This is a genomic window from Mycobacterium heidelbergense (assembly GCF_010730745.1).
Lineage (GTDB): Bacteria > Actinomycetota > Actinomycetes > Mycobacteriales > Mycobacteriaceae > Mycobacterium > Mycobacterium heidelbergense.
Window position 1 is genome coordinate 670,173 of record NZ_AP022615.1, and the last position, 20,963, is coordinate 691,135.

The following is a 20,963-nucleotide window of genomic DNA, read 5'->3' on the forward strand; positions in this document are numbered from 1 at the left end:
GGAGCGCCCTCGCGCGTCAGGACGTCGTGCGCAGGATCGCCGCCGAGCAAAACGCCCAGAGGTGGTCCACGCTGGTCGACCGCCCGCCGGACAAGACCGCGGAGTGCGCGGTCGCCAGCAGCAGTTCCTGAAGTAGCGCGGCCTGGCTGGCGAGCGGGACATCGTCCCGGAGCAGGCCGGCGTCGGCGACGTCTCCGAGCAGCTCAACGATGAAGGAGTGCAGCGGTTCCAGGGCGTAGGCCAGGTCATTGGGCCGGGACTCGGCCAGCCGCAGGTGCAAGACGCTGAGCCCGCGCGCCAGTCGGGCCGGCATCGCGGTGATTTCGGAGAGGGCCTCCATGAGGGTCCGCAGCCGCAGCACCGGATCGGTGATGCCTTCGCACCGCTCGCGCATCATCGGCATCGCTGTGGTCCGCAGGATCGTCTCGTACACCGCCAACAGCAGGCTGTCCTTGCCGTCGAAGAAGGTGTAGAAGGTCCGCTGGGACATGTTGGACTTGTCGACGACATCCTGGATGGTGAAGTCGCTTTCGTCTCGCTCCCCGAGGAGTTCTATTGCAGCTGAGACGAAGCGGTCGCTGCGGGCCTGGGCGCGCGCGCGGGCGTTGCGCAGCGACCGATCGACACTGTCCCTCTGCCAACTCGGTACGGGCGCCTCCGCCGGCTCATGATTTTTTTTCGCCTTCAGCTCAGTTGACCGCGCCATGACGCTCCGCTCTCTCAAGGTCGACTTCGGCCAGGAATTCACCGATAACTCCCCTGACCGTATCTGGGCACTTCTGGTGGGCCGAATGCGCCGCGCCCGCGATCTCGACGAAGCGGGCTCGCGGATTGACTTGCGCGAACCGCCGACCCTGCTGCCGACGCGTCGCTTCGTCCCGCTCGCCTGCCATCAACAGAATCGGGCACGCGACGCCGGCCAACGTGTCATCGCTCAATTCGGGCCAAGACACGCTGTCGTCATGCAGCGCCGTGACAAGGTCGCGCCAGTGCTCGAGCCCATGGGCGGCCTCGTGCAGGCGTCGCAGCGCGAAGGGCCACGTGCGGTGTAGATGCTCGAGCCGCGGCGCGCGGTAGTCGTCGGGGCGTCCCGTCCCGGGAGAAATGAGGATCAACGACTGCGCCGTTCCCGGGTTCTCCAGCTCCAGGGTCAGGGCGATCTCCGCGCCGTAGGAGAACCCCACGATGTGCGGGGGCCCCAGGTCCAGGTAGTCGATGAGATAGCGCAGGTCCGAGCGGACCGCGGCCCCCGTCATGGCCGTCGGCCGGAATTCCGACCGACCATGGCCGCGTAGATCGGGCAGGATGCAGCGATAGTCCGGCCCCATGGCGGCGGCCAGGTCGGCCCACTCGAATTCGCCGGTCGCGGTCGCGCCGTGGACGAACAACATCGGCTGAGGCCCGTCGCCGACCACTGCATAGGCCAACGTCAACCCGTCATGTTGATAGGTGAAGGCACCGGGCATGCCCAGGTCCTCAGTCATGCGCTCCCCTCAACAAGGTTGTTCTCGTTCACTGGCAGACGATAGGTCCGTTCGGAGACAGATGAATGCAATTGAGCGCTCATTCGTCTCCCTCACGCCGTCGGCTGCCGGGTACCGAGTTCTTGCGTTACGGGCATCACGTTCTCGGAGGACGAAACGCTTAGGTGCCGTGGTACGAGGTTAACATGCTAAAGGCAGGCCAGCGTGCCGATCGGATGTGTGACGGTCATTGCCACTCAGCTCCAGGCAATGGATTTGAGCTCGGTGAACTCCTCGATCCCGTGGTGCCCCCACTCCCTGCCGATGCCGCTCTGCTTGAATCCGCCGAAGACACCCGTGATGCCCACCCCGCTGGGCTGTTCGGCCGACCAGCCAGGACCGGAGCTGCCCAGCGCCTCGGCGTTGACGGTTGGCGAGCCCGCCGTCTGCACCGAAACATTTCCGGCCCGGATCTGACGGGCGACGTTGAAGCCACGCGCGGTATTGCCGGCGAGGACGCCGCCCCCAAGTCCGTAGATCGAGTCATTGGCGATGCGAATCGCTTCCTCTTCGGTCTTGTAGGTGATCACGGTGAGGACCGGACCAAAGATTTCCTCCTGAGCAATCCGCATGTCATTGCGGGCGTTGATGAACAGCGTCGGCTCGTAGAAGAACCCCTTGGTCAGGTGCCCGGGACGCTTGCCCCCGAATACCAGCTCCGCCCCCTCATCGAGACCGGACCGCACGTACGCCTCCACTCGGGCTCGCTGCTGCTCCCGGATCAACGGGCCGATGAGGGTGTCGGGCTCCCGGGGATCGCCCACCTTGAGCGACAATGCCGACTTCTTGGCGCCGTCGACGTACGCGTCGAGCAGGTGCTCGGGCAGCAACAGCCTCGTCTGTATGGCGCAGCCCTGGCCGGCGTGGATCATCGAGCTGATGATTCCCATGTTGGCGACGTGGTCTTCGGGGACATCGTCGAGGACGATCGATGCGCTTTTGCCGCCGAGCTCGAGCTGCAGGCGTTTGACCGTGGGCGCCGCGGCCGCCATGATCGTTCGTCCGGTCGCGGTGGAACCGGTGAAAGTCACCATGTCGACCATGGGATGAGTGGTCATCTCCTCGCCGACTTCAGGGCCCCCGGCGATCACGTTGAGCACGCCGGGCGGAAGGCCGGCATCCTCAGCGGCTTTGGCGATTTCGAAGGCGTCCAGCGGCGTCCACTGGTGCGGCTTGAGCACCACGGTGCAGCCGGCCGCCAACGCCGGCACGACCTTCACAATGTTGAGGAAGAACGGGAAGTTGAACGGGGTAATGGCGGCCACCACGCCGACCGGTTCCCGGACCACGGCGTGCCCGGCCATGCCGGTCGGACCCCCGGCCGGCGGCGACACTTCGGTCCAGCGCACCGCGAGTTCCATGGCCTCGGCGATCCACTGCGCGATGTCGATCGCGCCACGCACCTGGATGATGTCGGCGAGAAAGCCGACCGACCCCGACTCGGCCATCACCAGCTTCTTGAGGAAATCGTGGCGCTCATCAAGGATTCCGGCGAATCGGCGTAGCACGACGGCGCGTTCCCGCGGCGAGGTCCGCGGCCACGGCCCGTCGTCGAAGGCCCGTCGGGCGGCCGCGATCGCGGCGTGAGTGGCCTTGAGGCCCGCGTCGGGAACCGTGCCGATGACCTCCTCGGTGGCCGGGTCGATGACTTCGATGACCCCCACCGTGTCGTCCGCCGTCCAGGCGCCGTCGATGAACACCGCGTCGTAATCCCACCGGTCACTCACCGCGCACTACCTCCAATTCCCAGATTCGACCCCGCTGCACCGCGTGGGTCCAGATGTCAGATGACGCTAGCAGCCTATTCCTATAGCGAGGACGTTATGTTTCGCTTACAGCACCTGTTATATCTTCAGATAGCAGACAGCATCATCGCTACATCATGGTCGGAGGAAGCATGGAAGACGTACTGGGATATGCGGGGCGCCACGTGGTGGTCACCGGTGCCGCGTCCGGAATGGGCGCAGCGACGGCGACGATCCTGACCAAGCTGGGGGCTCGGGTCACCCCGCTCGACGTCCGCCCCACCGCGGTTCCGGTCGACCGGGTGCTCGAAGCGGACCTGCGCGACCGCGCATCCATCGAGCGGGCCGCCGAGTCCATCGACGGGCCGGTCCACGCCTATTTCGGCTGCGCGGGCCTACCGGGGCCGCCGTTTTCCGGTCTGGACGTGATGCTGGTCAACTTCGTGGGCGCCCGGCACCTGGTGAACCTGATCCTGCCCAAGATTCCCGCCGGCGGAGCGATCGCGGTGGTCGCATCCAACGCCGCCATGGGCTGGCAGCTGGAGCTCGAGCAGCTGATGGAACTGGTGTCCACCGACGGATTCGACGAGGGCAAGCGATGGTGTGAGGCCCATGACGACATCGGGGCGGTCGGCGCGTACCCGTTTTCGAAGAAGGCGATCAACGCCTGGGTCGCGTCGCGGGCGGCCACGCTGATCACCGATGGCGTCCGGCTCAACTGCATCAACCCCGGACCGACGGACACCGCCATGCTGCCCCACTTCGTGGAGTTCGCGGGACAGAACATCATCGACGCCTTCGTCGGCCCGATCCGGCGGCGCTCAACCGCCGAGGAACAGGCGTGGCCGCTGATCTTCCTCAACAGCCCCCGCTCGAGCTACATCAACGGCGAGGCACTTGTCACCGACGGCGGATTCTTCGGCGCCGTGCAGTCCGGCCAGCTCGACCTGACCAAGTTGTTCGACACCTCGGACAGCAGCGCCAGCGGATCGTGACCAGTCGACAAGGCGCTCCCGCCTTGCCCTATCGAGTGATCCAATGGGGTACCGGCAACACCGGGGCGCACACGCTGCGCTTCCTGCTCCAGGACACGGCTTTTGACGTCGTCGGGGTATGGGTGAAACGGGAGCAGAATGTGGGGCGCACCGCCGGCGAGCTGGCCCGGTTGGTGACCGGTGGCCCGCGCGCCACCCATGACATCGATGATCTCGTCGCCCTGGACGCCGACTGCGTCGTGTACATGGCTGCGGAGCCCTCCGGGTCTCCCAAGGAGGCCGGCACCGACGGGTGGGAAAGCGTCGACACGATGTGCCGACTCCTGGCCAGCGGCAAGAACGTCGTGGCTACCGGCATCTCCGGGCTGACCAACCCGCGGGCGTTCGGCGACGACGTCTACGAACGCCTGCGCCTGGCGGCCGAATCCGGGGGGACCACGTTCTTCGGCACCGGCATCGAACCGGGCTTCATGTGCGATGCGCTGGCGCTCAGCTTGAGCAGCATCTCCCGCGGCATCAGGTCGATCCGCGCCCAGGAGTGCCTCAGCTACGCGACGTATGACCAGCCCAACTACCACGTCTCGCACGGCGGGATCTGGGGGGCGCCCTGTGACCCGAGCTATGGCGACGCGTTCGCCGAACACATCCTCGCCGCTGGCATGGGCGGCCCGGTGCTCCTGCTCGCCGACGCCCTCGGCGTGACACTCGACGACCTGACGGCCGTGGTCGACCTCGCCGCCGCCGACGAGGACTTCGAGGTCCCCATGGGACCGATCGGGAAGGGCACCGTCGCCGGATACCGCTTCGAGCTACTCGGCATCGTCGGCGCGGAGACCAGGATCGCCGTCGAACACATCACCCGGATCCATCGGGACGTGGCGCCACAGTGGCCGTCGATCGGTTCCGGCGGCTTCCGGGTGATGGTCGAGGGCACGCCATCGTTCACCGCGGAAGTCATCTTCGACGAGGACGACCCGACCACGGCGGGTTGCGTGGCCACGGCGGCGCGCGTCGTGAACTCGATCCCCATCGTGTGTGCCGCTCCGTCGGGCGTCTGCTCGTTTCTGGATCTGCCCACAATCAGCGCCGCAGGGTCGTTCGCCTGAATCGGGCGGTGCGCATGTCGGCAGCCGTCAGAGCAGGCCGCGCACCGTGCGGCGGAAGATCCAGGTAGGTCAGTACCCCGGCAGGCGCCGCGCAGACCGCGGGAATGGCGGTGGTGACCTGCGTGACAGCGACGACGTAGCCGGCGTGGGTGCTGTCGCCGAAGTCCGAGGTGAGCGACATGTCGACCCTGATGTTGGGCTCACCGTCGATCACCACCCGGTAACAATCGTCAAAGCCGTGCTCGGGAAAGGAAAGTCCTCACGACGTAATTTGGTGATGTGCTCGATCACGACGCGTGCCTCGCCGTCGACCATTCCCCTGATTTTGAACGACATGCCTGACACGGTCCCCTTGGCGATGCGCCCCGAAGCGATCTCGACGTCCTCTTTGGCGTGGATGAGGCGATGCGCCTCGTCGATGCCGTCGAGCGTCACGCCAATCGCGTCGGCCAGCATGGCCACGGAGGGTCCCCAAATCCTGGCCGTCACACCGGGCATCAGAATCATCGGGAAAGAGACGGCCAAGCATTCCCGGTGCTGCAAACGCTGTAACCGGCCACGCCGGCAATCGGGGCCGGCCAGTTCGCCAATCAACGGGGCGGCCGGGCCCCCTTTTCTTCCGCTACCCCGGCGCCCGGCCGCCAGACCGCCACGGCCCGCTACCCGGGCGACACTCCTCGCCAAGCCAGCGATCCCGTCGCCGCGGACCGCCATGGTCGCCCCTGAAATCATCCCAATTCCCCACCAGCGCCCCGGCACGTCGACAGCGCCCGTGAGCGCGCCGCCACGGCCCCGCGCCTGATGCCCGCCCCAGCCGCGCCGACTACCCCGCACCGCACACCACCATGTGGTGCTCCGCCAGCACACGCCAGGTCATGACAATCGTCGACCCCAACAACCGTGGCGCGCGCGCTTCGCGCAGCGCCACCGCACGGGCCCTCGCGCCTTCACATGGTTATAGCCACGGCGTACCGCCACGCGACCGCGCCCGCGGCCCGCTCGAGCCATCGTCTCCATGCCGTCGCGCGCTGCCAGCCGGGCACAACAGAATGCGGACCCATCCGCTCCCACCAATCTCACCCGAACGCATGCCGTGTTATTTGCAGCCGTGCAGCGCTATCACCGACTGCTCCAGCGGAGCACCATCCGCGGCTGCGGCCAACGCATAGCGGTTGGGCTGCATCATGATCCGCACGCCACCCGGGTAGAACCAAAATCGACCGTACCCATAGGCACCCAGGGCCGACCTCCAGACCGCGAAAGCATTTGCCTGTGATCCGCGAACCATGTTGGCCTCAATACGCCGCCACTCCTCGGCGTGCAGGCGCCTCTAGCATCGACCACGCATCCAAAGCCAGCGCGACTTAGGGAACCCTAATTTCACACCCTCCCCGAACATCACACCTCTTGCACACAGGTCTCGGGATGGCAACATTTCGTCAGGACGATTTAATATGGGCGGTATGGATGCTGAGGGCGCGGGGCCTGCGTGCCCGCGCTGTGGTCTGCCGGTACCTACGTCACTACCCGGCGACAGTCCGCGCCGAGGTCGGCGCAGAATCTGGTGCTCAACTGCCTGCCGGCGGGCGGCACACGCCGAGCGCACTGCCGCTGCACGCACCGGAACCGCGATCCGCGTCGTCGAGGTTCCCCGGCTCTCCCCGGCGGTTGTTCGGCCGGTGATTGTGCCTCGCCCACCGACGACTGAAGACATCGAAATACACGTACTCAACGACCCCGACCACTGCGCCTGGGTGCTCGCTCAGATCACTGCCAGAGCCCGCAGAAAGGAGCTCGATAAACGAGTGTTGCGAGCGGCCAGGGAGCTCGCGCAGGTAATACTTCCGAACGCCACAAGGTACTAAAACCCGCGTCGGGCCCAACGCCTCAGGGACGGATTCGACAGGATCCGCATGCAAGCTGCGGCACTGCTAACGAGTACCTTGCTCGGCGCGTGTTTCGGTCGGCGATCCGCATCGTGGGAGATGCCGCGGCTTGACCTCGCAACACAGCAAAGCAAGCCAAGCAGGCGGCAAGAAAACCACATTCGCCGCGGGCAGCAGCGCCCATTGGCGCACACGGCGCAGACCTCGAGCGAACACCGGCCGACTGACCGGAACGCCAGGCCTACCGCACCGCGAGCGAGTGCTGACACGCACTGGATGACCGACTCAAGAAACCAGCCCTCGGCGACCCGAGCAGTCAGCCCCAACAACGAGCCACGCTTCGCCGCGCACGCGGCGTCGCAGTGATGCTCAGGATCCACTACTACGGGGCTAGCACAGCCGATGCCGCAGCGCAGAAGAGATCGCCAATGCGGCCGCCCATCCGCTGCGGACGAAAGCACCGATGCGACACCCCGGAAGAGGTTCAACTCCTTCCAATTTGGAATTGAACGCTTGTCGTTAGCGTGGTGGCTGGCCTGGCTCCGTGGCCATAATGGCCGCCGAAACAAGCCTCTCGAACATCATGCTCGCAGGATTGCAGGGCTTTCGGGCGTTTCTGTCGAGATCAGACTTCAGGCAACCTGCACTGCTCCGATTCGCTTAGCCCACGCAGGTTGACCCACCCCGCATGAGCATCATCGGCATCGATACTGAATTGATTTGTGGGGTTATAAAGCGAGAGATAGATGTCTTCCAAATCGGCAGCCCGCTCAACGCTTTCATGACGACGTTCGAAGTCTGCCAACGCCTTCAGCGCGATCCGGTACCTGGCGAGGTGAGATACCACGTCGGTGAGGAGCACGGCCCGCTTGCGCGCAGTCTCGACAACGTTCGGCAGAGGCGAAACTGGGTACGGCCGCCGGCGCGGATCCAGCTGTTCTGCTTCCCTCGCCACCTTCCGAATGTAACGACTGTCGCCACAGTTATGCCGCAGTCAAGGCTTAGCATTTCGAGACGCAATCGAGCCTCGCGTTCCGGATCTCTCACGAGGTGCCGCCAGACCGGGAAACAGCGGGAAATACTGGTGGGCAGCGATTTAAAGTCTGTGCTGCACGCCTCGACACGCAGGCGAAAAACTTTCCTCTGACCGTCGCCTTAGCTCTTCAGCCTTCGTACAGTGAATCAATGAGCACCTGCATTAGTCGGCATGACCCAGTCGACCCGGTCAACCCGACCGCCCGCGCACAACTGCTGACTGTCAAAGACGTCATCAACGCAAGACTTGCACACACCTGTGCAAATGTGCCATGCAGAATCTTGGGGTGGCGATACATAAGGGACACAGTGATGCGCGTGAGTGTAAGTGAAACGGGAACAGTGCATTTGAGATGTTACGGAAAGAATTGAAACTGTGGATAGCAGAGAGGTTGGGAAGGGCGGAGTGTTCGAGTGCGCCGGGGGGTTCCACCGGTTTGCGCGAGCGCATTGAAGCGCGCAGAGCCAGCGCCGAGCGAACTCATAAGGCGGAACGCAAAAGTATTGCACGAAGCGTCACCGCAGAGAATTACAGTGGTGTTGGGACCCTCCGTGAGACCGAGGCGATCAACGGCCCTCCGAAGCGCGAAGCCGACCGGGCTCGACAATCTCATAGATCCGACAGCGCCCCATCCCAACACGATCCCTCGGAGGGTGGTGATGAAAATGGAAGACAACGCGTTCAACGATCTGCCCCTTCTGCTCGCAGTACCACGGGCCGCGCAGCTGCTCGGGATAAGCCGGGCGGCAGCCTACCGACTGGCGGCCTCCGGCGACCTGCCAGTCCGCCGGCTCGGCGGCCGCGTCTACGTGGTAACCGCCGGCCTTCGTGAACTAGCCTCATGAAAGGCTCTGTGTACCAGCGGGGTTCCAAATAGATGGATGGCCGAGGCCAAGCGACGCGGCTACCTTCGCCGCGACTGGAGCACGACCACCGAGGAGACCGGCCGATGAGCACCGACACCCCACTGGCCGAGCACCCCAGGAAGCGCGGCGAGCGTACCGACAGCTCAATCAAGAAGCTGCCCAACGGGAAAGGGTGGCGCGCCCGGCCCACTCTTGGCACCGATCCGGTGACCGGCCGACAGGTCCGGCCAACCAAGGTGTTCGCCACCAAGAAGGCCGCGCAGGACTGGGTGACCGAGCAACGTCAGCAGTGGAGCACCGCCACATGGGCGCCGAAGTCCGCGCGCACGTTCGATGAGGTCGCCGACCATTGGATGACGCTGCGCGAGGCCGACCCGTCCCTCGGCCCGAATACCGTTCGCGCTGACCGCGAGTCGCTGGCCTACGCACGCAGAGCGTTCGGTGCGTTGCCGGTGCAGAAGCTCACGCCCGCCGCGCTGGCGAACTGGTCGGCCAAACTGACCGGCAAGGGTGGCGCGACGCTAGCGCCGGCCACCAAGCGCCGCGCGATCGTCCGACTCAAGTCGGTCCTGGCGCACGCGCGCAAGATGCGCTGGCTGACCTATGACCCCTCGGCCGATCTCGAATCACCCGAACAGAAGGCCATCACCGCCACCGCAGCCGATGACATCTGGACCCCCGAGCAGATGAGCACGTTCCTCGATCACGTCGCGGCTCATCGCCTCGGCGGGTGCTTCGGGCTCACCCTGCTCGGCCTTCGCCGCGAGGAGGTCGGCGGGCTGCGCTGGTCAGACGTCGCCCTGGAGGCCGGCACGTTGCGTATCCGTCAGGCCCGTGTTGATGTGAACGGCCGCGACACCATCGTGGCGACCAAGACTGAACGCAGCGCCCGCGATCTGCCGTTGCCGCCCCGCGAACTGGCGATGCTGAAGGCGATGCGCACTGCCCACCTGCGTGAGCGCCTGGCGGTGGGCCGACCTTTCGCCGACGATGACCTGTTGCTTTCGCGGGTCGACGGCACTTGGTTGCCGGTTCGCGAATACTCCCGCGAGTTCACCGCTCAGCGCAAGGCGGCAGGGCTCAAGGCAATCACGCTCGGCAAGCTGCGGCACTCGAATATCTCCCGGATGCGCGCGGCGGGTATCGCCGCCGATGTGGTCGCTGCCTGGCATGGCCACACCGAACGCATGACACAGGCGGTCTACGGGCGGGTCACCGACGACCGCCTGACCGCTGCGTCGGCGGTGTTCTCGGCAGCGTGGTAGGACAAAGTTAGGACAAATGGCGTTCGCCTCGTCAACATCCGCAAACGACAAAACCCGCTCTGACACCAGTTCAAAGCGGGTTTCTCCTGGTGGAGCTAAGGGGACTCGAACCCCTGACCCCCACACTGCCAGTGTGGTGCGCTACCAGCTGCGCCATAGCCCCGCAAAGTTGTGCCCATCGAAGCTACACCACCGGCAAGATCCGTTCAAAGCGCCTGGTCAGGCGCCTTACCCGATGACCTGGCTCACCACCTCGCGGGCGGTCTTTTGCACCTCGGCCAGATGCTCGGGCCCGAGGAAGGACTCCGCGTAGATCTTGTAGACGTCCTCGGTGCCCGAGGGCCGTGCGGCAAACCACGCGTTGGCCGTCGTCACCTTCAGTCCACCCAGCGGCGCCCCGTTGCCCGGCGCGGCGGTCAGCTTCGCGGTGATCGGCTCCCCGGCCAACTCGGTGGCGGTCACCTCGTCGGGCGAGAGCTTGGCCAGCCGGGCCTTCTGATCGCGGTCGGCGGGCGCGTCGACCCGCGCGTAGAACGGCGTGCCGTATTCGTCGGTCAGCTCCTGGTAGCGCTGCGAGGGGCTCAAACCGGTGACGGCCAGGATCTCGGACGCCAGCAGCGCCAGGATGATGCCGTCCTTGTCGGTCGTCCACACCGATCCGTCGCGGCGCAGGAAGGACGCGCCGGCCGACTCCTCGCCGCCGAAACCGATGGTGCCGCCGATCAGCCCGTCGACGAACCACTTGAATCCGACCGGCACCTCGACGAGCTTGCGGCCGATGCCGGCGACCACCCGATCGATGATCGACGAACTGACCGCCGTCTTGCCCACGGCGATGCCGGCCGGCCACGACGGCCGGTGGGTGTACAGATAGTCGATCGCCACCGCCAGATAGTGATTCGGATTCATCAGCCCCGCATCGGGTGTGACGATGCCGTGGCGGTCGGAGTCGGCGTCGTTGCCGGTGGCGATCTGGTAGCGGTCCGAGTTGGCGATTACCGTAATGAGCCCCGCCATCGCGTCCGGCGAACTGCAATCCATCCGGATCTTGCCGTCGTGGTCGAGCGTCATGAACCGCCACGTCGCGTCGACCAGCGGATTGACCACCGTCAGGTCCAGCCCATGGCGCTCGGCAATAGCGGCCCAGTAGTCCACGCTGGCCCCGCCGAGCGGGTCGGCGCCGATGCGCACCCCGGCCCCGCGGATCGCGTCGACGTCGACCACATTGGGCAGGTCGTCGACATAGTTGCCCAGATAGTCGTGACGCTGGACGGTCCCCAGGGCGCGCGCCAGCGGCACCCGCCTCACCGCCGAAACCCCGTCGCGCAGAATCTCGTTGGCGCGCTTGGCGATTGCGTTGGTGGCGTCGGTGTCGGCCGGACCGCCGTTGGGCGGGTTGTACTTGAAACCGCCGTCGGACGGCGGATTGTGCGACGGGGTCACGACGATCCCGTCGGCCAGGGCTTCGGCGCGGCCATGATTATAAGTCAGGATGGCGTGGCTGATCGCCGGCGTGGGCGTGTAGCGGTCGCGCGAGTCGATCATGGCGACCACATCGTTGGCGGCCAGCACCTCCAGCGCCGACACCCAGGCCGGCTCCGAAAGGCCATGCGTGTCACGGCCGATGAACAACGGCCCGGTGGTGCCGTGGGCGGCGCGATATTCGACGATGGCCTGGGTGATGGCCAGGATGTGGGCCTCGTTGAACGCCCCGGCCAGGGCCGAGCCGCGGTGACCCGACGTGCCGAACGCCACCTGCTGGGCGACGTCGTCGGGGTCGGGTTCGATCGAGTAATACGACGTAATCAGATGGGGCAGGTCGACAAGGTCTTCGGGCTGGGCCGGCTGACCGGCACGCGGGTGGGCCATGGTTACCAATTCTGCCCGCGCCGCGCGTCGCTGACTTCTCAGGTATTTTTCTGACGTCTCGGGTTTACCGACCTGTAAGTGACCCCGACGCCGCGACGCGCATCCCGGCGAAGGGCGCAAAGCGGAAGGATCACGCGTGGCGCACGACTATCGCGAGTTGGCCGCGGTTTTCGCGGGCGGGGCGCTGGGGGCCCTGGCCCGTGCGGTCCTGAGCGCGCTCGCCGTCGATGACCCGGCGAGGTGGCCCTGGCGGACGTTCACGGTCAACATCGTCGGCGCCTTCCTGGTGGGTTACTTCACGACCCGGCTGCTGGAGCGGTTGCCGCTGTCAAACTATCGACGCCCCCTGCTCGGCACCGGATTGTGCGGCGGATTAACCACTTTCTCCACGATGCAGGTCGAGACGCTAAAGATGGTCGAACACGGCCACTGGGGCTTGGCCGCCGGCTACACCGTGACGAGCATCGCGCTGGGGTTGCTGGCGGTGCACGTGGCCACCGCGTTGGTGCGCAGGGTACGGGTGCGCCGGTGACGGTCACGACGGTCTTGGTGTGGGCCGGCGTCGTGCTCCTCGGCGGCGTCGGTTCGGTGGCCCGTTTTGTGGTGGATCGCGCGGTGGCCCGACGGGTGGCCCGGCCGTTTCCGTTCGGGACGCTGGCGGTGAACATCAGCGGCGCCACGGCGTTGGGCGTGATCGGCGGCCTGGCGCTGAGCAAGGACGCGGCCCTGCTGGCCGGCACCGCGTTCGTCGGCGCCTACACGACCTTCTCCACCTGGATGCTGGAAACGCAGCGGCTGTCCGAGGAGCGCCAAACCTGGGCGGCGCTCGCCAATGTCGTCGTCAGCGTCGCGCTGGGCATGGCCGCGGCTTTTCTCGGACAATGGGTCTCGCAATGGGTCCTGGTGCAGATATGAACCAGCCGTGCTTGAAGCTGACAGCATACTTCGGCGAGCGGCAACGGGCCGCGGGCGGCGGCGCTCGGTTTCTGGCCGACGCGATGTTCGATTTGTTCGGCGGGGCCGACGTCGCAACCAGCGTAATGCTGCGTGGGATCGCCAGTTTCGGGCCGGGCCACGAGCTGCGCAGCGACATCTCGCTGACCCTGTCCGAGGATCCGGCGGTGGCGATCGCCGCGGTCGACGTCGAGCCGAAGATCCGTTCCCTGCTCGACGACGTCGCCGCGATGACCGGCCACGGGTTGATGACTCTGGAGCGGGCGCGGCTGGTCACCCGGCCGCTGGGCGCCGACGCGCTTGACGACGCGCACGGACCGGACGACGGGGATGCCGCGAAGCTCACCGTGTATGTCGGCCGGCAGGAGCGCATCGCCGGGAAGCTGGCGTATTACGCGGTCTGCGACCTGCTGCATCGACGCGGATTCGCCGGTGCCATAGCGCTTCTCGGCGTCGACGGCACGGCGCACGGGCAGCGCTGCCGGGCCCACTTCTTCGGCCGCAACGTCAATGTGCCGCTGATGATCATCGCCATCGGGTCGGCCGCGCAAGTAGCCGCCGCCGCAACCGAACTCGCCGCCGTGGTGCCCAACCCGTTGCTGACCGTCGAACGGGTGCGGCTGTGCAAGCGCGACGGCGAACGATACGCGCGCCCGCCACAGCTGCCGATGACCGACGGCCAAGGACGCGCCCTGTGGCAAAAGCTGATGGTGTACACCGCCGAAGCGACCACGCACGACGGGTTGCCGATCCACCGCGCGCTTGTCCAAAGGCTGCTGCGATCCGGGACGGCGCGCGGGGCGACGGTGCTGCGCGGCATCTGGGGATTTCACGGAGACCATAAACCGCACGGCGACAAGCTGTTTCAGCTCGCGCGCCGGGTTCCGGTGACCACCATCATCGTCGATACGCCGGATTCGATCGCGCGCAGTTTCGACATCGTCGACGAGATCACCGAACGGCATGGGCTGGTGACCAGTGAAATGGTTCCGGCGGCGCTCTCGCTCGAGGGGACACAGCGGCTCGGCGACATCAGGCTGGGGCAGCACGACTACTGAAGGGCGGGTTCGCGTTTGGGCAGCCCACCGTTCTAGCCGAGCGCTCCCCTCCACGTGTCGGCCAGCGCCGAGACCCACCCGGTGGCGGCGTCCGGGCGATCCGGTGGCGCCCCCACAAGGACCAATTCGTCGACGCCCGACTCGGCGAGCGCGCCGATATCGCCGACGCTCGGTTTTCGCAGCGCCACGCAGAGCCGCAACTCGGCACGGTCGCGCCCCGACTCGGCGCACAGCCGTTCCAGCGTGTCGATCCGCTCGCGCACCGCGGCCACCCCGTCGACGTTGAACCCATACCAGCCGTCCGCCCAGGTGGCCACGCGCCGCAGCGCCGCATCGCTGTTGCCCCCGACCACAATCGGGATGCGACGGTCGCGCACGGGTTTGGGGTTGACCCGGATCGCCTCGAAGCCGACGAAGCGCCCGTCGAACGAGGCGACGTCGTCGCGCCACAACGTGCGCATCGCCGCCACATATTCGGCGGTGCGGGCCGCTCGGTGCTCGAATGGCACCCCGAGAGCGTCGAATTCGTCTTTGGACCACCCGACGCCGACGCCGAGCGTCAGCCGACCGCCGCTCAGCCGATCCAGGCTCGCGGCCTGCTTGGCCACCACCACCGGGTTGTGCTCGGGCAGCAGCAGCACGCCCGTCGCGACGCCGATCCGCGACGTGGCCGCGGCGGCGAAGCTCAACGCGACCATCGGGTCAAGCCAATCCGCCTGTGCCGGAACGGCAATGACGCCGTCGTCGGAGTATGGGTATTGCGACGCGGGCCGGTCCACCATGACGACGTGTTCGCCCGCCCATAGGGTGGCGAAGCCGCAGCGGTCGGCGGCCGACGCGACGGCGTCGATCACCGCCCGGTCGGCGCCCGCCCCGATTCCGAGCGCGTGCAATCCCAGCCGCATCGCACGATCGTCTCACGCTAAGCGGAGGCGCTCAGGACCTTTGCGAGGACGGCCGCCTGGCTGATGTCGAGTTCGCGGGTCGCCGTGACGAGGGTGACGACGCCGCGTTTGGTCAGCTTGCGCAGCTCCTCCAGCGCGGGGCTGTCCCGCAATTCGGCCTTGTAGCGCGACGCGAATTCGTCGAACCGTTCGGGCTTGTGCTGATACCACTCGCGCAGTTCCTTCGACGGCGCCACGTCCTTGCACCAGATGCCCACCCGCGGGTCGTCCTTGCGGAGCCCACGCGGCCAGATGCGGTCGACGAGGACGCGCTGGCCGTCGTCGGGGCTGGCGTCGTCGTACACGCGCGCCGTCCGGATCCGGCTTTTGGCGCTCATCCCGTCAGGGTAGCGGGAGTGTCGGTGGGCCTGTTATACTCGAACAGATGTACTGCTTATCTGCTTAAGTGGACTTATGCTGGTCAGCATGTACTTAGCTGACGAGAGTCCGGTCGGCGGAGTGGACTATCCCCGGACGTATCAGGAATTTCGGGCGTGGTTTCCCGATGATGCATCGTGTGTGGCATATCTGGCGCTTTTGCGCTGGCCAGAGGGCTTCCGGTGTCCGGTGTGTGGCGGCGAGCGGGCCTGGCAGACCTCGACGGCACATTGGAAGTGCGCCGGCTGTGGGCGCAAGACGTCGGTGACAGCGGGAACGATCTTTCATCGCACGCGTACCCCGCTGAGCACGTGGTTCGCCGCGATCTGGTTGGTGACCTCGCAGAAGAACGGGGCCTCGGCGCAGAACCTGCATGACATGCTCGGCCTGGGCTCTTACGAGACGGCCTGGGTGTGGCTGCACAAGCTGCGCCGGGCGATGGTGCGTCCAGAGCGCGAGTTACTCTGCGGCGTGGTCGAAGTCGATGAGTCCTTTGTTGGCGGACGCGCCGCGGGCCGAGACGGAGCTTCCACTGAAAAAGTACCTGTGATGATCGCGGTGGAAAATGTTGGTATACAGGTGAATCGGAAACTAAAGCTGGGTCGGGTGCGACTTGGTGTTGCTGATGCCCCAGGTTCCAAACAACTGGTGGAGTTCGCCCGCACGACCGCCGAGCCAGGCTCGCTGATCCGCACCGACGGCGCTCGGATGTTTCGAGTGCTGGCCGATGAGGGTTACCGCCACGAATACACCTCGGGTTACAGCTCGCCGGAGCCTGGGCACGTGACCCTGCCCGGCCGCACCGCGTGGCGTCCCTGCTCAAACGGTGGAACGCCGGCACCCACCACTACCGCGTGGAACGCGAGCACCTGCCCTACTACCTCGACGAGTTCACCTTCAGGTTCAATCGCCGCAGGTCAAAGGCACGCGGAATGCTCTTCTACCGGCTCCTGCAACAAAGCATGAACACCGATCCTCACCCACTGACCGAAATCATCGGCGGCAAACCCCGCCAGCAAACTCAGCTATTGACCGCTCAATCACTGCCTAGCAACACATTCGACGAATTCTAAGGAATCAAGTCCACTTAAGCAGATAAGCAGTACAGATGTTCGATAGATTGGTGGGGGTCGACCCCCTGGCCGACGAATCGGCGCTGATCGCGCGCATCACCGAGCTCGAGCGACTCAAATCCGCCGCGGCCGCCGCTGGCCAGGCGCGGGCGGCCGCCGCACTCGACGCGCTGCGCCGCTCGAACGAGGCCGACGCTGGAGTGCCCGCCGCCCAGCGGGCACGTGGTCTAGCCAGCGAGATCGCCCTAGCGCGGCGGGACTCACCCACCCGGGGCGGCAGACACCTCGGCTTCGCCAAGGCCTTGGTGCACGAAATGCCCCACACCCTGGCCGCCCTGGAATCCGGGGCGCTCTCCGAATGGCGGGCCACCCTGATCGTGCGCGAAAGCGCCTGCCTCGACGTCGAGGACCGCCGCACCCTGGACACCGAACTATGCGCCGACCCGGCGGGGCTGGACGGCATGGGCGACGCGCGGATCACCGCGGCCGCCAAAGCCATCGCCTACCGGCTCGACCCCCGAGCCGTCGTCGACCGCGCCACCAAAGCCGAAAACGAACGCACCGTCACCATCCGCCCCGCACCCGACACCATGACCTACCTAACCGCGCTGCTACCCGTGGCCCAAGGAGTATCGGTCTACGCGGCGCTCCGCCGCCAGGCCGACACCCGCTGCGACGGGCGCTCGCGCGGGCAGGTGATGGCCGACACCCTCGTCGAACGGGTCACCGGCCACGACCCGGCGGTTCCCGTTCCGGTCGCGGTCAATCTGGTCCTCTCCGATGAAACGCTGCTCGGCGGCGACAACAGCCCCGCCGAAATCCGCGGCTACGGCCCCATCCCAGCGGCCGTCGCCCGCGCCATGGTCGCCACCGCCGTCACCGACCAACGCTCCCGAGCCACACTGCGCAGGCTCTACACCCACCCCCAAGCCGGGGCACTGGTCGCCATGGAATCACGGGCACGGCTCTTCCCACGCGGCCTGGCCAACTTCATCGAATCGCGAGACCAACGCTGCCGCACCCCCTACTGCGACGCCCCGATCCGCCACCGCGACCACGCCCAGCCGTGGGCCCAGGGCGGCGCCACCACCGCGGACAACGGTCTCGGCTTGTGCGAGCGCTGCAACTACACCAAAGAAACCACCGGATGGCGAGTCACCACAGGCGTCGACGACACCCACACCCACACCGCCGAATTCACCACGCCAACGGGCACAACCTACCGGTCGGCGGCGCCGCCGCGCGCACCCACAATCGCCTTCAGCCGCGTCGAACTACGAATCGGCGTCGCGCTCGCAAAGCACGCCGCATAGGCGGTCTTGATCCTCGACTCAGTAGTGATAGGTGTCCGACGGCGCCGGCGAGTGGACCCGTTCGTCGTCGAAGTCGGACGCCTCGATGCCGTAAGCGCGGGCCAGCTCGAGGATCCTGGTCGCCCGGGCGATGCGCGGCAGGTCGGAGCCGTTGCGGATCTCTCCCCCGTCACGCTCGAACTCGGTGAAAAACTCTTTGGCCCAAGAGATTTCGTCCTGGGACGGGGACAGTCCCTCGTTCACGACGGCGCACTGGTCCGGCGTCAGGCAGATCTTGCCCGTCATTCCGAACTCGACGGAAACGGCGGTGGCCTCGATGAGCTTCAGCGCGTTGGAGCCGATCGTCGGCCCGTCGATCGCGCTGGGCAGGTTGGCCGCCTTGGCCGCGATCGTGAAGCGCGACCGCGCGTAGGCCAGCGTCGTCGGATCTTCGCCGAACCCGGTGTCGCGGCGGAAATCGCCGATGCCGAAGGCGAGCCGGAAGGTGCCCTTGGCGGCGGCGATTTCGGTGATGCGCTCCAGGCCCCGGGCCGTTTCGACCAGCGCCACGACGGGCACGTTCGGCAGCCGCCGCGCGGTCTCGGTGACGTGGTCCACCGATTCGACCATCGCCAGCATCACCCCGCCGACCGGCGTGCCGGACAGCGCCGCTATGTCGTCGGCCCACCACGGGGTGCCGAAGCCGTTGATGCGGACCCAGTCGGTGTTTTCGGCGCCGAGCCACCGCACGACGTTGTCGCGGGCGGCCTGCTTGTCCTTCGGCGCGACCGCATCCTCGATGTCGAGAACGACGATGTCGGCGCGGGAATGCGCCGCGGGCTGGAACCGGTCGGCGTGCGCGCCGTTGACCAACAGCCAACTGCGGGCGAGGACAGGATCGATGCGCGAGCCGATGTCGGCGGGATCCGGCGCGTGGCCGTCGACCTGTTCATACATTGCGTGATCCGCCGTCATCGTCGTTCCGTGGGTATAGCTCACCGTAGCGGCATCGCACAGCGGGACGCCCGCAGCTCCGCCGCGATCGACCGGACCTTCCGTAGTCTCGGTGAAGTGAGCGTTACCCCGGATGTGACCGTCGCCCTGCACAACCGGTTTTTCCGCGAGCTGCCGGAGCTGGCTGCCCGCTGGCAAGCCGAGGCGGCCCCCGATCCGCGACTGCTCGCCCTCAACGAGCGGCTGGCCGCCGAGCTCGGCCTCGACGCCGCCTGGTTGCGCAGCCCGGACGGCTTGCGCTTCCTGGTGGGCAACCTGGTCCCCAGCGGCGCGGCCCCGGTAGCCCAGGCCTACGCCGGGCATCAGTTCGGCGGGTACGTCCCGCGATTGGGCGACGGGCGCGCACTCCTGCTGGGCGAACTCGTCGACGACGACGGGCGGATGCGCGACATCCACCTCAAAGGCTCCGGCCCCACGCCGTTCGCTCGCGCCGGCGACGGCCTGGCGGCGGTGGGACCGATGCTGCGCGAATACGTTGTCAGCGAAGCGATGCACGCCCTGGGAGTCCCGACGACACGGTCCCTGGCCGTCGTGGCCACCGGTCGCCCCGTGCAGCGCGAGACGCCGCTGCCCGGCGCCGTGCTCACCCGCGTCGCCAGCAGTCACCTGCGCGTAGGGACCTTCCAATACGCCGCATCCACCGGCGACATGGACCTGCTGCGGCGCCTCGCCGACCATGCGATCGCCCGCCACCATCCGCGTGCGTCCGACGCCGAGCGGCCCTACCTGGCGCTGTTCGACGCGGTGGTCGCCGTCCAGGCGTCGCTGATCGCCCGATGGATGCTGATCGGGTTCGTCCATGGCGTGATGAACACCGACAACATGACGATCTCCGGCGAAACCATCGACTACGGACCCTGCGCCTTCATGGAGGCCTACGACCCCGACACCGTCTTCAGCTCGATCGATTCCTGGGGGCGCTACGCCTACGGCAACCAACCGCCCGTCGCGGGGTGGAACCTCGCCCGGTTCGCCGAGACGCTTCTTCCGCTGCTTTCCGACGACGTTGAGGAGGCGGTCGCGCTGGCGGAGGAGTCGTTCGGGGCGTTCCGGCCCACGTACGACGCCGTGTGGTCGTCCGGCATGCGCGCCAAGCTCGGGTTATCCGCGGACGTCGAAGCGCGAGCGGTCACGCCGTTGGTCGACGAGTTGCTCGTCCTGCTGAAGAAGAGCCGCGTCGATTACACCTCGTTCTTCCGCCATCTCGGCCAGGCGGCACGGGGCGACTCCGAACCCGCGCGCGGATTATTCGTCAACCTCGCCGGATTCGACGACTGGATGTCGCGCTGGCGAGCGCTGAGTCCGGACGCCGAATCGATGGACCGCACCAACCCCGTCTACATTCCGCGCAACCACCTGGTCGAGGAGGCCCTGACCGCGGCGACGGCCGGCGACCTCGATCCGTTCGAACGACTCCTTGACGCCGTCACCTCCCCATACGAGCGACGACCCGGCCTGGAGCGCTACGCCGGTCCCGCCCCGGAGGACTTCGGCGCGTACCAGACCTTCTGCGGCACTTAGCCTTTCGCTAGTCTCGCGAACTCCGCCCGCCTGTCGGGTCTCCCCCGCCGCCGCGCCGCGCCCCAGAGCCCGACACCGATCCCGACGGCGGCGCCGCCCAGGCCGATAAGCCGCTGGGCGGGCTTCAGCTCGTGATGAACGCTCAGGCCGCCGAGCAGGTCGGCCGCGTCGGCGCCGCCGGAGGCGAGGAACCAGCCGCGGGTGTCCTTGCCGCGCAGCGCCGCCGCCGCAAGCAGCCCGCCGATCAGCGCATCGCGGTAACCCATCGACCGCAGCAACAGTCGCGCCGTCGGCGTCGGCTCGTCCGGATCGCCCCAGAGCCGGTTCGCCCGAAGGGGGTCGACGAGAAAGGAGATACCCGACACGAGTCGAATAGCGCCCGCGAGGAACGCAGCCCGATCGATTGACATGGCCTGCAGCCTAAGGGAAAACCGCGGC

The 20,963-nt window shown here is 66.8% G+C and carries 20 protein-coding genes, 1 tRNA gene and 1 pseudogene; 10 read left to right on the forward strand and 12 right to left on the reverse strand.

What is annotated here, in order from left to right; all coding sequences use genetic code 11:
- Positions 1 to 16 precede the first annotated feature (16 nt).
- The 3 genes from G6N25_RS03160 to G6N25_RS03170 form a co-directional block, all read right to left on the reverse strand.
- The gene (locus tag G6N25_RS03160; protein ID WP_062906342.1) at positions 17 to 706 is read right to left on the reverse strand and encodes a TetR/AcrR family transcriptional regulator; all 690 of its coding nucleotides are present in this window, start codon (positions 704 to 706) and stop codon (positions 17 to 19) included.
- Positions 690 to 1,484: an alpha/beta fold hydrolase gene (locus G6N25_RS03165; RefSeq protein ID WP_062906343.1), complete on the reverse strand. Its 795-nt coding sequence runs from the start codon at positions 1,482 to 1,484 to the stop codon at positions 690 to 692. The genes G6N25_RS03160 and G6N25_RS03165 overlap by 17 nt, the downstream gene beginning before the upstream one ends.
- A 236-nt stretch (positions 1,485 to 1,720) precedes the next feature.
- Positions 1,721 to 3,250: an aldehyde dehydrogenase family protein gene (locus G6N25_RS03170; RefSeq protein WP_062906344.1), complete on the reverse strand. Its 1,530-nt coding sequence runs from the start codon at positions 3,248 to 3,250 to the stop codon at positions 1,721 to 1,723.
- Between the two features lie 170 nt (positions 3,251 to 3,420).
- On the opposite strand from G6N25_RS03170, the gene G6N25_RS03175 reads away from it, so the two are divergent.
- Together G6N25_RS03175 and G6N25_RS03180 are read left to right on the forward strand one after the other, a co-directional pair.
- A complete protein-coding gene (locus G6N25_RS03175) occupies positions 3,421 to 4,263 on the forward strand; it encodes a coniferyl-alcohol dehydrogenase (protein ID WP_062906345.1) in 843 nt (280 codons plus the stop codon).
- A 23-nt stretch (positions 4,264 to 4,286) separates the two neighbouring features.
- On the forward strand, positions 4,287 to 5,369 hold the full coding sequence (locus G6N25_RS03180) for an NAD(P)H-dependent amine dehydrogenase family protein (RefSeq protein WP_071509273.1): 1,083 nt from the start codon (positions 4,287 to 4,289) through the stop codon (positions 5,367 to 5,369).
- Here the strand turns inward: G6N25_RS03180 and G6N25_RS03185 are convergent.
- The 3 genes from G6N25_RS03185 to G6N25_RS03195 form a co-directional block, all read right to left on the reverse strand.
- Positions 5,344 to 5,586, reverse strand: a complete 243-nt coding sequence (locus G6N25_RS03185; protein ID WP_062906347.1) for a hypothetical protein — start codon at positions 5,584 to 5,586, stop codon at positions 5,344 to 5,346. The two genes, G6N25_RS03180 and G6N25_RS03185, sit on opposite strands and share 26 nt — an antisense overlap.
- Positions 5,580 to 5,825, reverse strand: a complete 246-nt coding sequence (locus tag G6N25_RS03190) for a hypothetical protein (protein ID WP_139825136.1) — start codon at positions 5,823 to 5,825, stop codon at positions 5,580 to 5,582. Before G6N25_RS03190 ends, G6N25_RS03185 begins: the two co-directional genes overlap by 7 nt.
- A gap of 2,055 nt (positions 5,826 to 7,880) precedes the next feature.
- Positions 7,881 to 8,210: a hypothetical protein gene (locus tag G6N25_RS03195; RefSeq protein WP_139825137.1), complete on the reverse strand. Its 330-nt coding sequence runs from the start codon at positions 8,208 to 8,210 to the stop codon at positions 7,881 to 7,883.
- A gap of 746 nt (positions 8,211 to 8,956) precedes the next feature.
- On the opposite strand from G6N25_RS03195, the gene G6N25_RS03200 reads away from it, so the two are divergent.
- A complete protein-coding gene (locus G6N25_RS03200) occupies positions 8,957 to 9,136 on the forward strand; it encodes a helix-turn-helix domain-containing protein (RefSeq protein WP_232065910.1) in 180 nt (59 codons plus the stop codon).
- A 104-nt stretch (positions 9,137 to 9,240) separates the two neighbouring features.
- Entirely contained in the window at positions 9,241 to 10,422 is a 1,182-nt protein-coding gene (locus tag G6N25_RS03205; protein WP_062906211.1) for a tyrosine-type recombinase/integrase, read from the forward strand.
- An 87-nt stretch (positions 10,423 to 10,509) separates the two neighbouring features.
- Here G6N25_RS03205 and G6N25_RS03210 read toward each other — a convergent pair.
- Both G6N25_RS03210 and pgm read right to left on the reverse strand, forming a co-directional pair.
- Positions 10,510 to 10,585: transfer RNA gene (locus tag G6N25_RS03210), tRNA-Ala, on the reverse strand.
- A 65-nt stretch (positions 10,586 to 10,650) separates the two neighbouring features.
- A complete protein-coding gene (pgm, locus tag G6N25_RS03215) occupies positions 10,651 to 12,291 on the reverse strand; it encodes a phosphoglucomutase (alpha-D-glucose-1,6-bisphosphate-dependent) (RefSeq protein WP_083074718.1) in 1,641 nt (546 codons plus the stop codon).
- Between the two features lie 136 nt (positions 12,292 to 12,427).
- Between pgm and crcB (G6N25_RS03220) the strand changes: the two genes are divergently transcribed.
- From crcB (G6N25_RS03220) to G6N25_RS03230, 3 genes are read left to right on the forward strand one after another with little or no spacing between them, the layout of a single operon-like run.
- Complete coding sequence (gene crcB / locus G6N25_RS03220) at positions 12,428 to 12,823, forward strand: fluoride efflux transporter CrcB (RefSeq protein WP_083074717.1); 396 nt, start codon at positions 12,428 to 12,430, stop codon at positions 12,821 to 12,823.
- Positions 12,820 to 13,206 (forward strand): fluoride efflux transporter CrcB, encoded by a 387-nt coding sequence (gene crcB, locus G6N25_RS03225; RefSeq protein ID WP_083074716.1) that lies wholly within the window; start codon positions 12,820 to 12,822, stop codon positions 13,204 to 13,206. Before crcB (G6N25_RS03220) ends, crcB (G6N25_RS03225) begins: the two co-directional genes overlap by 4 nt.
- A complete protein-coding gene (locus tag G6N25_RS03230) occupies positions 13,203 to 14,303 on the forward strand; it encodes a DUF190 domain-containing protein (RefSeq protein ID WP_083074715.1) in 1,101 nt (366 codons plus the stop codon). The genes crcB (G6N25_RS03225) and G6N25_RS03230 overlap by 4 nt, the downstream gene beginning before the upstream one ends.
- 32 nt (positions 14,304 to 14,335) lie before the next feature.
- On the opposite strand, the gene G6N25_RS03235 is transcribed toward G6N25_RS03230, so the two are convergent.
- Both G6N25_RS03235 and G6N25_RS03240 read right to left on the reverse strand, forming a co-directional pair.
- Positions 14,336 to 15,208, reverse strand: coding sequence for an LLM class F420-dependent oxidoreductase (locus G6N25_RS03235; protein WP_083074714.1), 873 nt, complete (start codon positions 15,206 to 15,208; stop codon positions 14,336 to 14,338).
- Between the two features lie 17 nt (positions 15,209 to 15,225).
- Positions 15,226 to 15,585, reverse strand: a complete 360-nt coding sequence (locus G6N25_RS03240) for a DUF488 domain-containing protein (protein ID WP_083074713.1) — start codon at positions 15,583 to 15,585, stop codon at positions 15,226 to 15,228.
- Positions 15,586 to 15,673: 88 nt separating this feature from the next.
- Here G6N25_RS03240 and G6N25_RS03245 point away from each other — a divergent pair.
- Both G6N25_RS03245 and G6N25_RS03250 read left to right on the forward strand, forming a co-directional pair.
- A pseudogene (locus G6N25_RS03245) lies at positions 15,674 to 16,698 on the forward strand (IS1595 family transposase).
- A 35-nt stretch (positions 16,699 to 16,733) separates the two neighbouring features.
- Positions 16,734 to 18,011, forward strand: a complete 1,278-nt coding sequence (locus G6N25_RS03250; protein ID WP_083077319.1) for an HNH endonuclease — start codon at positions 16,734 to 16,736, stop codon at positions 18,009 to 18,011.
- Between the two features lie 18 nt (positions 18,012 to 18,029).
- Here the strand turns inward: G6N25_RS03250 and G6N25_RS03255 are convergent, their stop codons facing one another.
- Entirely contained in the window at positions 18,030 to 18,947 is a 918-nt protein-coding gene (locus G6N25_RS03255) for an HpcH/HpaI aldolase/citrate lyase family protein (protein ID WP_083077317.1), read from the reverse strand.
- A 114-nt stretch (positions 18,948 to 19,061) separates the two neighbouring features.
- Between G6N25_RS03255 and G6N25_RS03260 the strand changes: the two genes are divergently transcribed.
- Positions 19,062 to 20,525, forward strand: coding sequence for a protein adenylyltransferase SelO (locus G6N25_RS03260; protein ID WP_083077316.1), 1,464 nt, complete (start codon positions 19,062 to 19,064; stop codon positions 20,523 to 20,525).
- Here G6N25_RS03260 and G6N25_RS03265 read toward each other — a convergent pair.
- The gene (locus tag G6N25_RS03265; RefSeq protein ID WP_083077314.1) at positions 20,522 to 20,935 is read right to left on the reverse strand and encodes a DUF4267 domain-containing protein; all 414 of its coding nucleotides are present in this window, start codon (positions 20,933 to 20,935) and stop codon (positions 20,522 to 20,524) included. The genes G6N25_RS03260 and G6N25_RS03265 overlap by 4 nt on opposite strands.
- Between the last annotated feature and the right edge of the window lie 28 nt (positions 20,936 to 20,963).

Coding starts and splice junctions, on each gene's coding strand:
- pgm (WP_083074718.1), bottom strand. CDS start 12,291: ATGGCCCACCCGCGTGCCGGTCAGCCGGCCCAGCCCGAAGACCTTGTC.
- G6N25_RS03255 (WP_083077317.1), bottom strand. CDS start 18,947: ATGTATGAACAGGTCGACGGCCACGCGCCGGATCCCGCCGACATCGGC.
- G6N25_RS03175 (WP_062906345.1), top strand. CDS start 3,421: ATGGAAGACGTACTGGGATATGCGGGGCGCCACGTGGTGGTCACCGGT.
- G6N25_RS03230 (WP_083074715.1), top strand. CDS start 13,203: ATGAACCAGCCGTGCTTGAAGCTGACAGCATACTTCGGCGAGCGGCAA.
- G6N25_RS03265 (WP_083077314.1), bottom strand. CDS start 20,935: ATGTCAATCGATCGGGCTGCGTTCCTCGCGGGCGCTATTCGACTCGTG.
- G6N25_RS03240 (WP_083074713.1), bottom strand. CDS start 15,585: ATGAGCGCCAAAAGCCGGATCCGGACGGCGCGCGTGTACGACGACGCC.
- G6N25_RS03165 (WP_062906343.1), bottom strand. CDS start 1,484: ATGACTGAGGACCTGGGCATGCCCGGTGCCTTCACCTATCAACATGAC.
- G6N25_RS03190 (WP_139825136.1), bottom strand. CDS start 5,825: ATGCTGGCCGACGCGATTGGCGTGACGCTCGACGGCATCGACGAGGCG.
- G6N25_RS03250 (WP_083077319.1), top strand. CDS start 16,734: ATGTTCGATAGATTGGTGGGGGTCGACCCCCTGGCCGACGAATCGGCG.
- G6N25_RS03205 (WP_062906211.1), top strand. CDS start 9,241: ATGAGCACCGACACCCCACTGGCCGAGCACCCCAGGAAGCGCGGCGAG.
- G6N25_RS03235 (WP_083074714.1), bottom strand. CDS start 15,208: ATGCGGCTGGGATTGCACGCGCTCGGAATCGGGGCGGGCGCCGACCGG.
- G6N25_RS03200 (WP_232065910.1), top strand. CDS start 8,957: ATGGAAGACAACGCGTTCAACGATCTGCCCCTTCTGCTCGCAGTACCA.
- G6N25_RS03160 (WP_062906342.1), bottom strand. CDS start 706: ATGGCGCGGTCAACTGAGCTGAAGGCGAAAAAAAATCATGAGCCGGCG.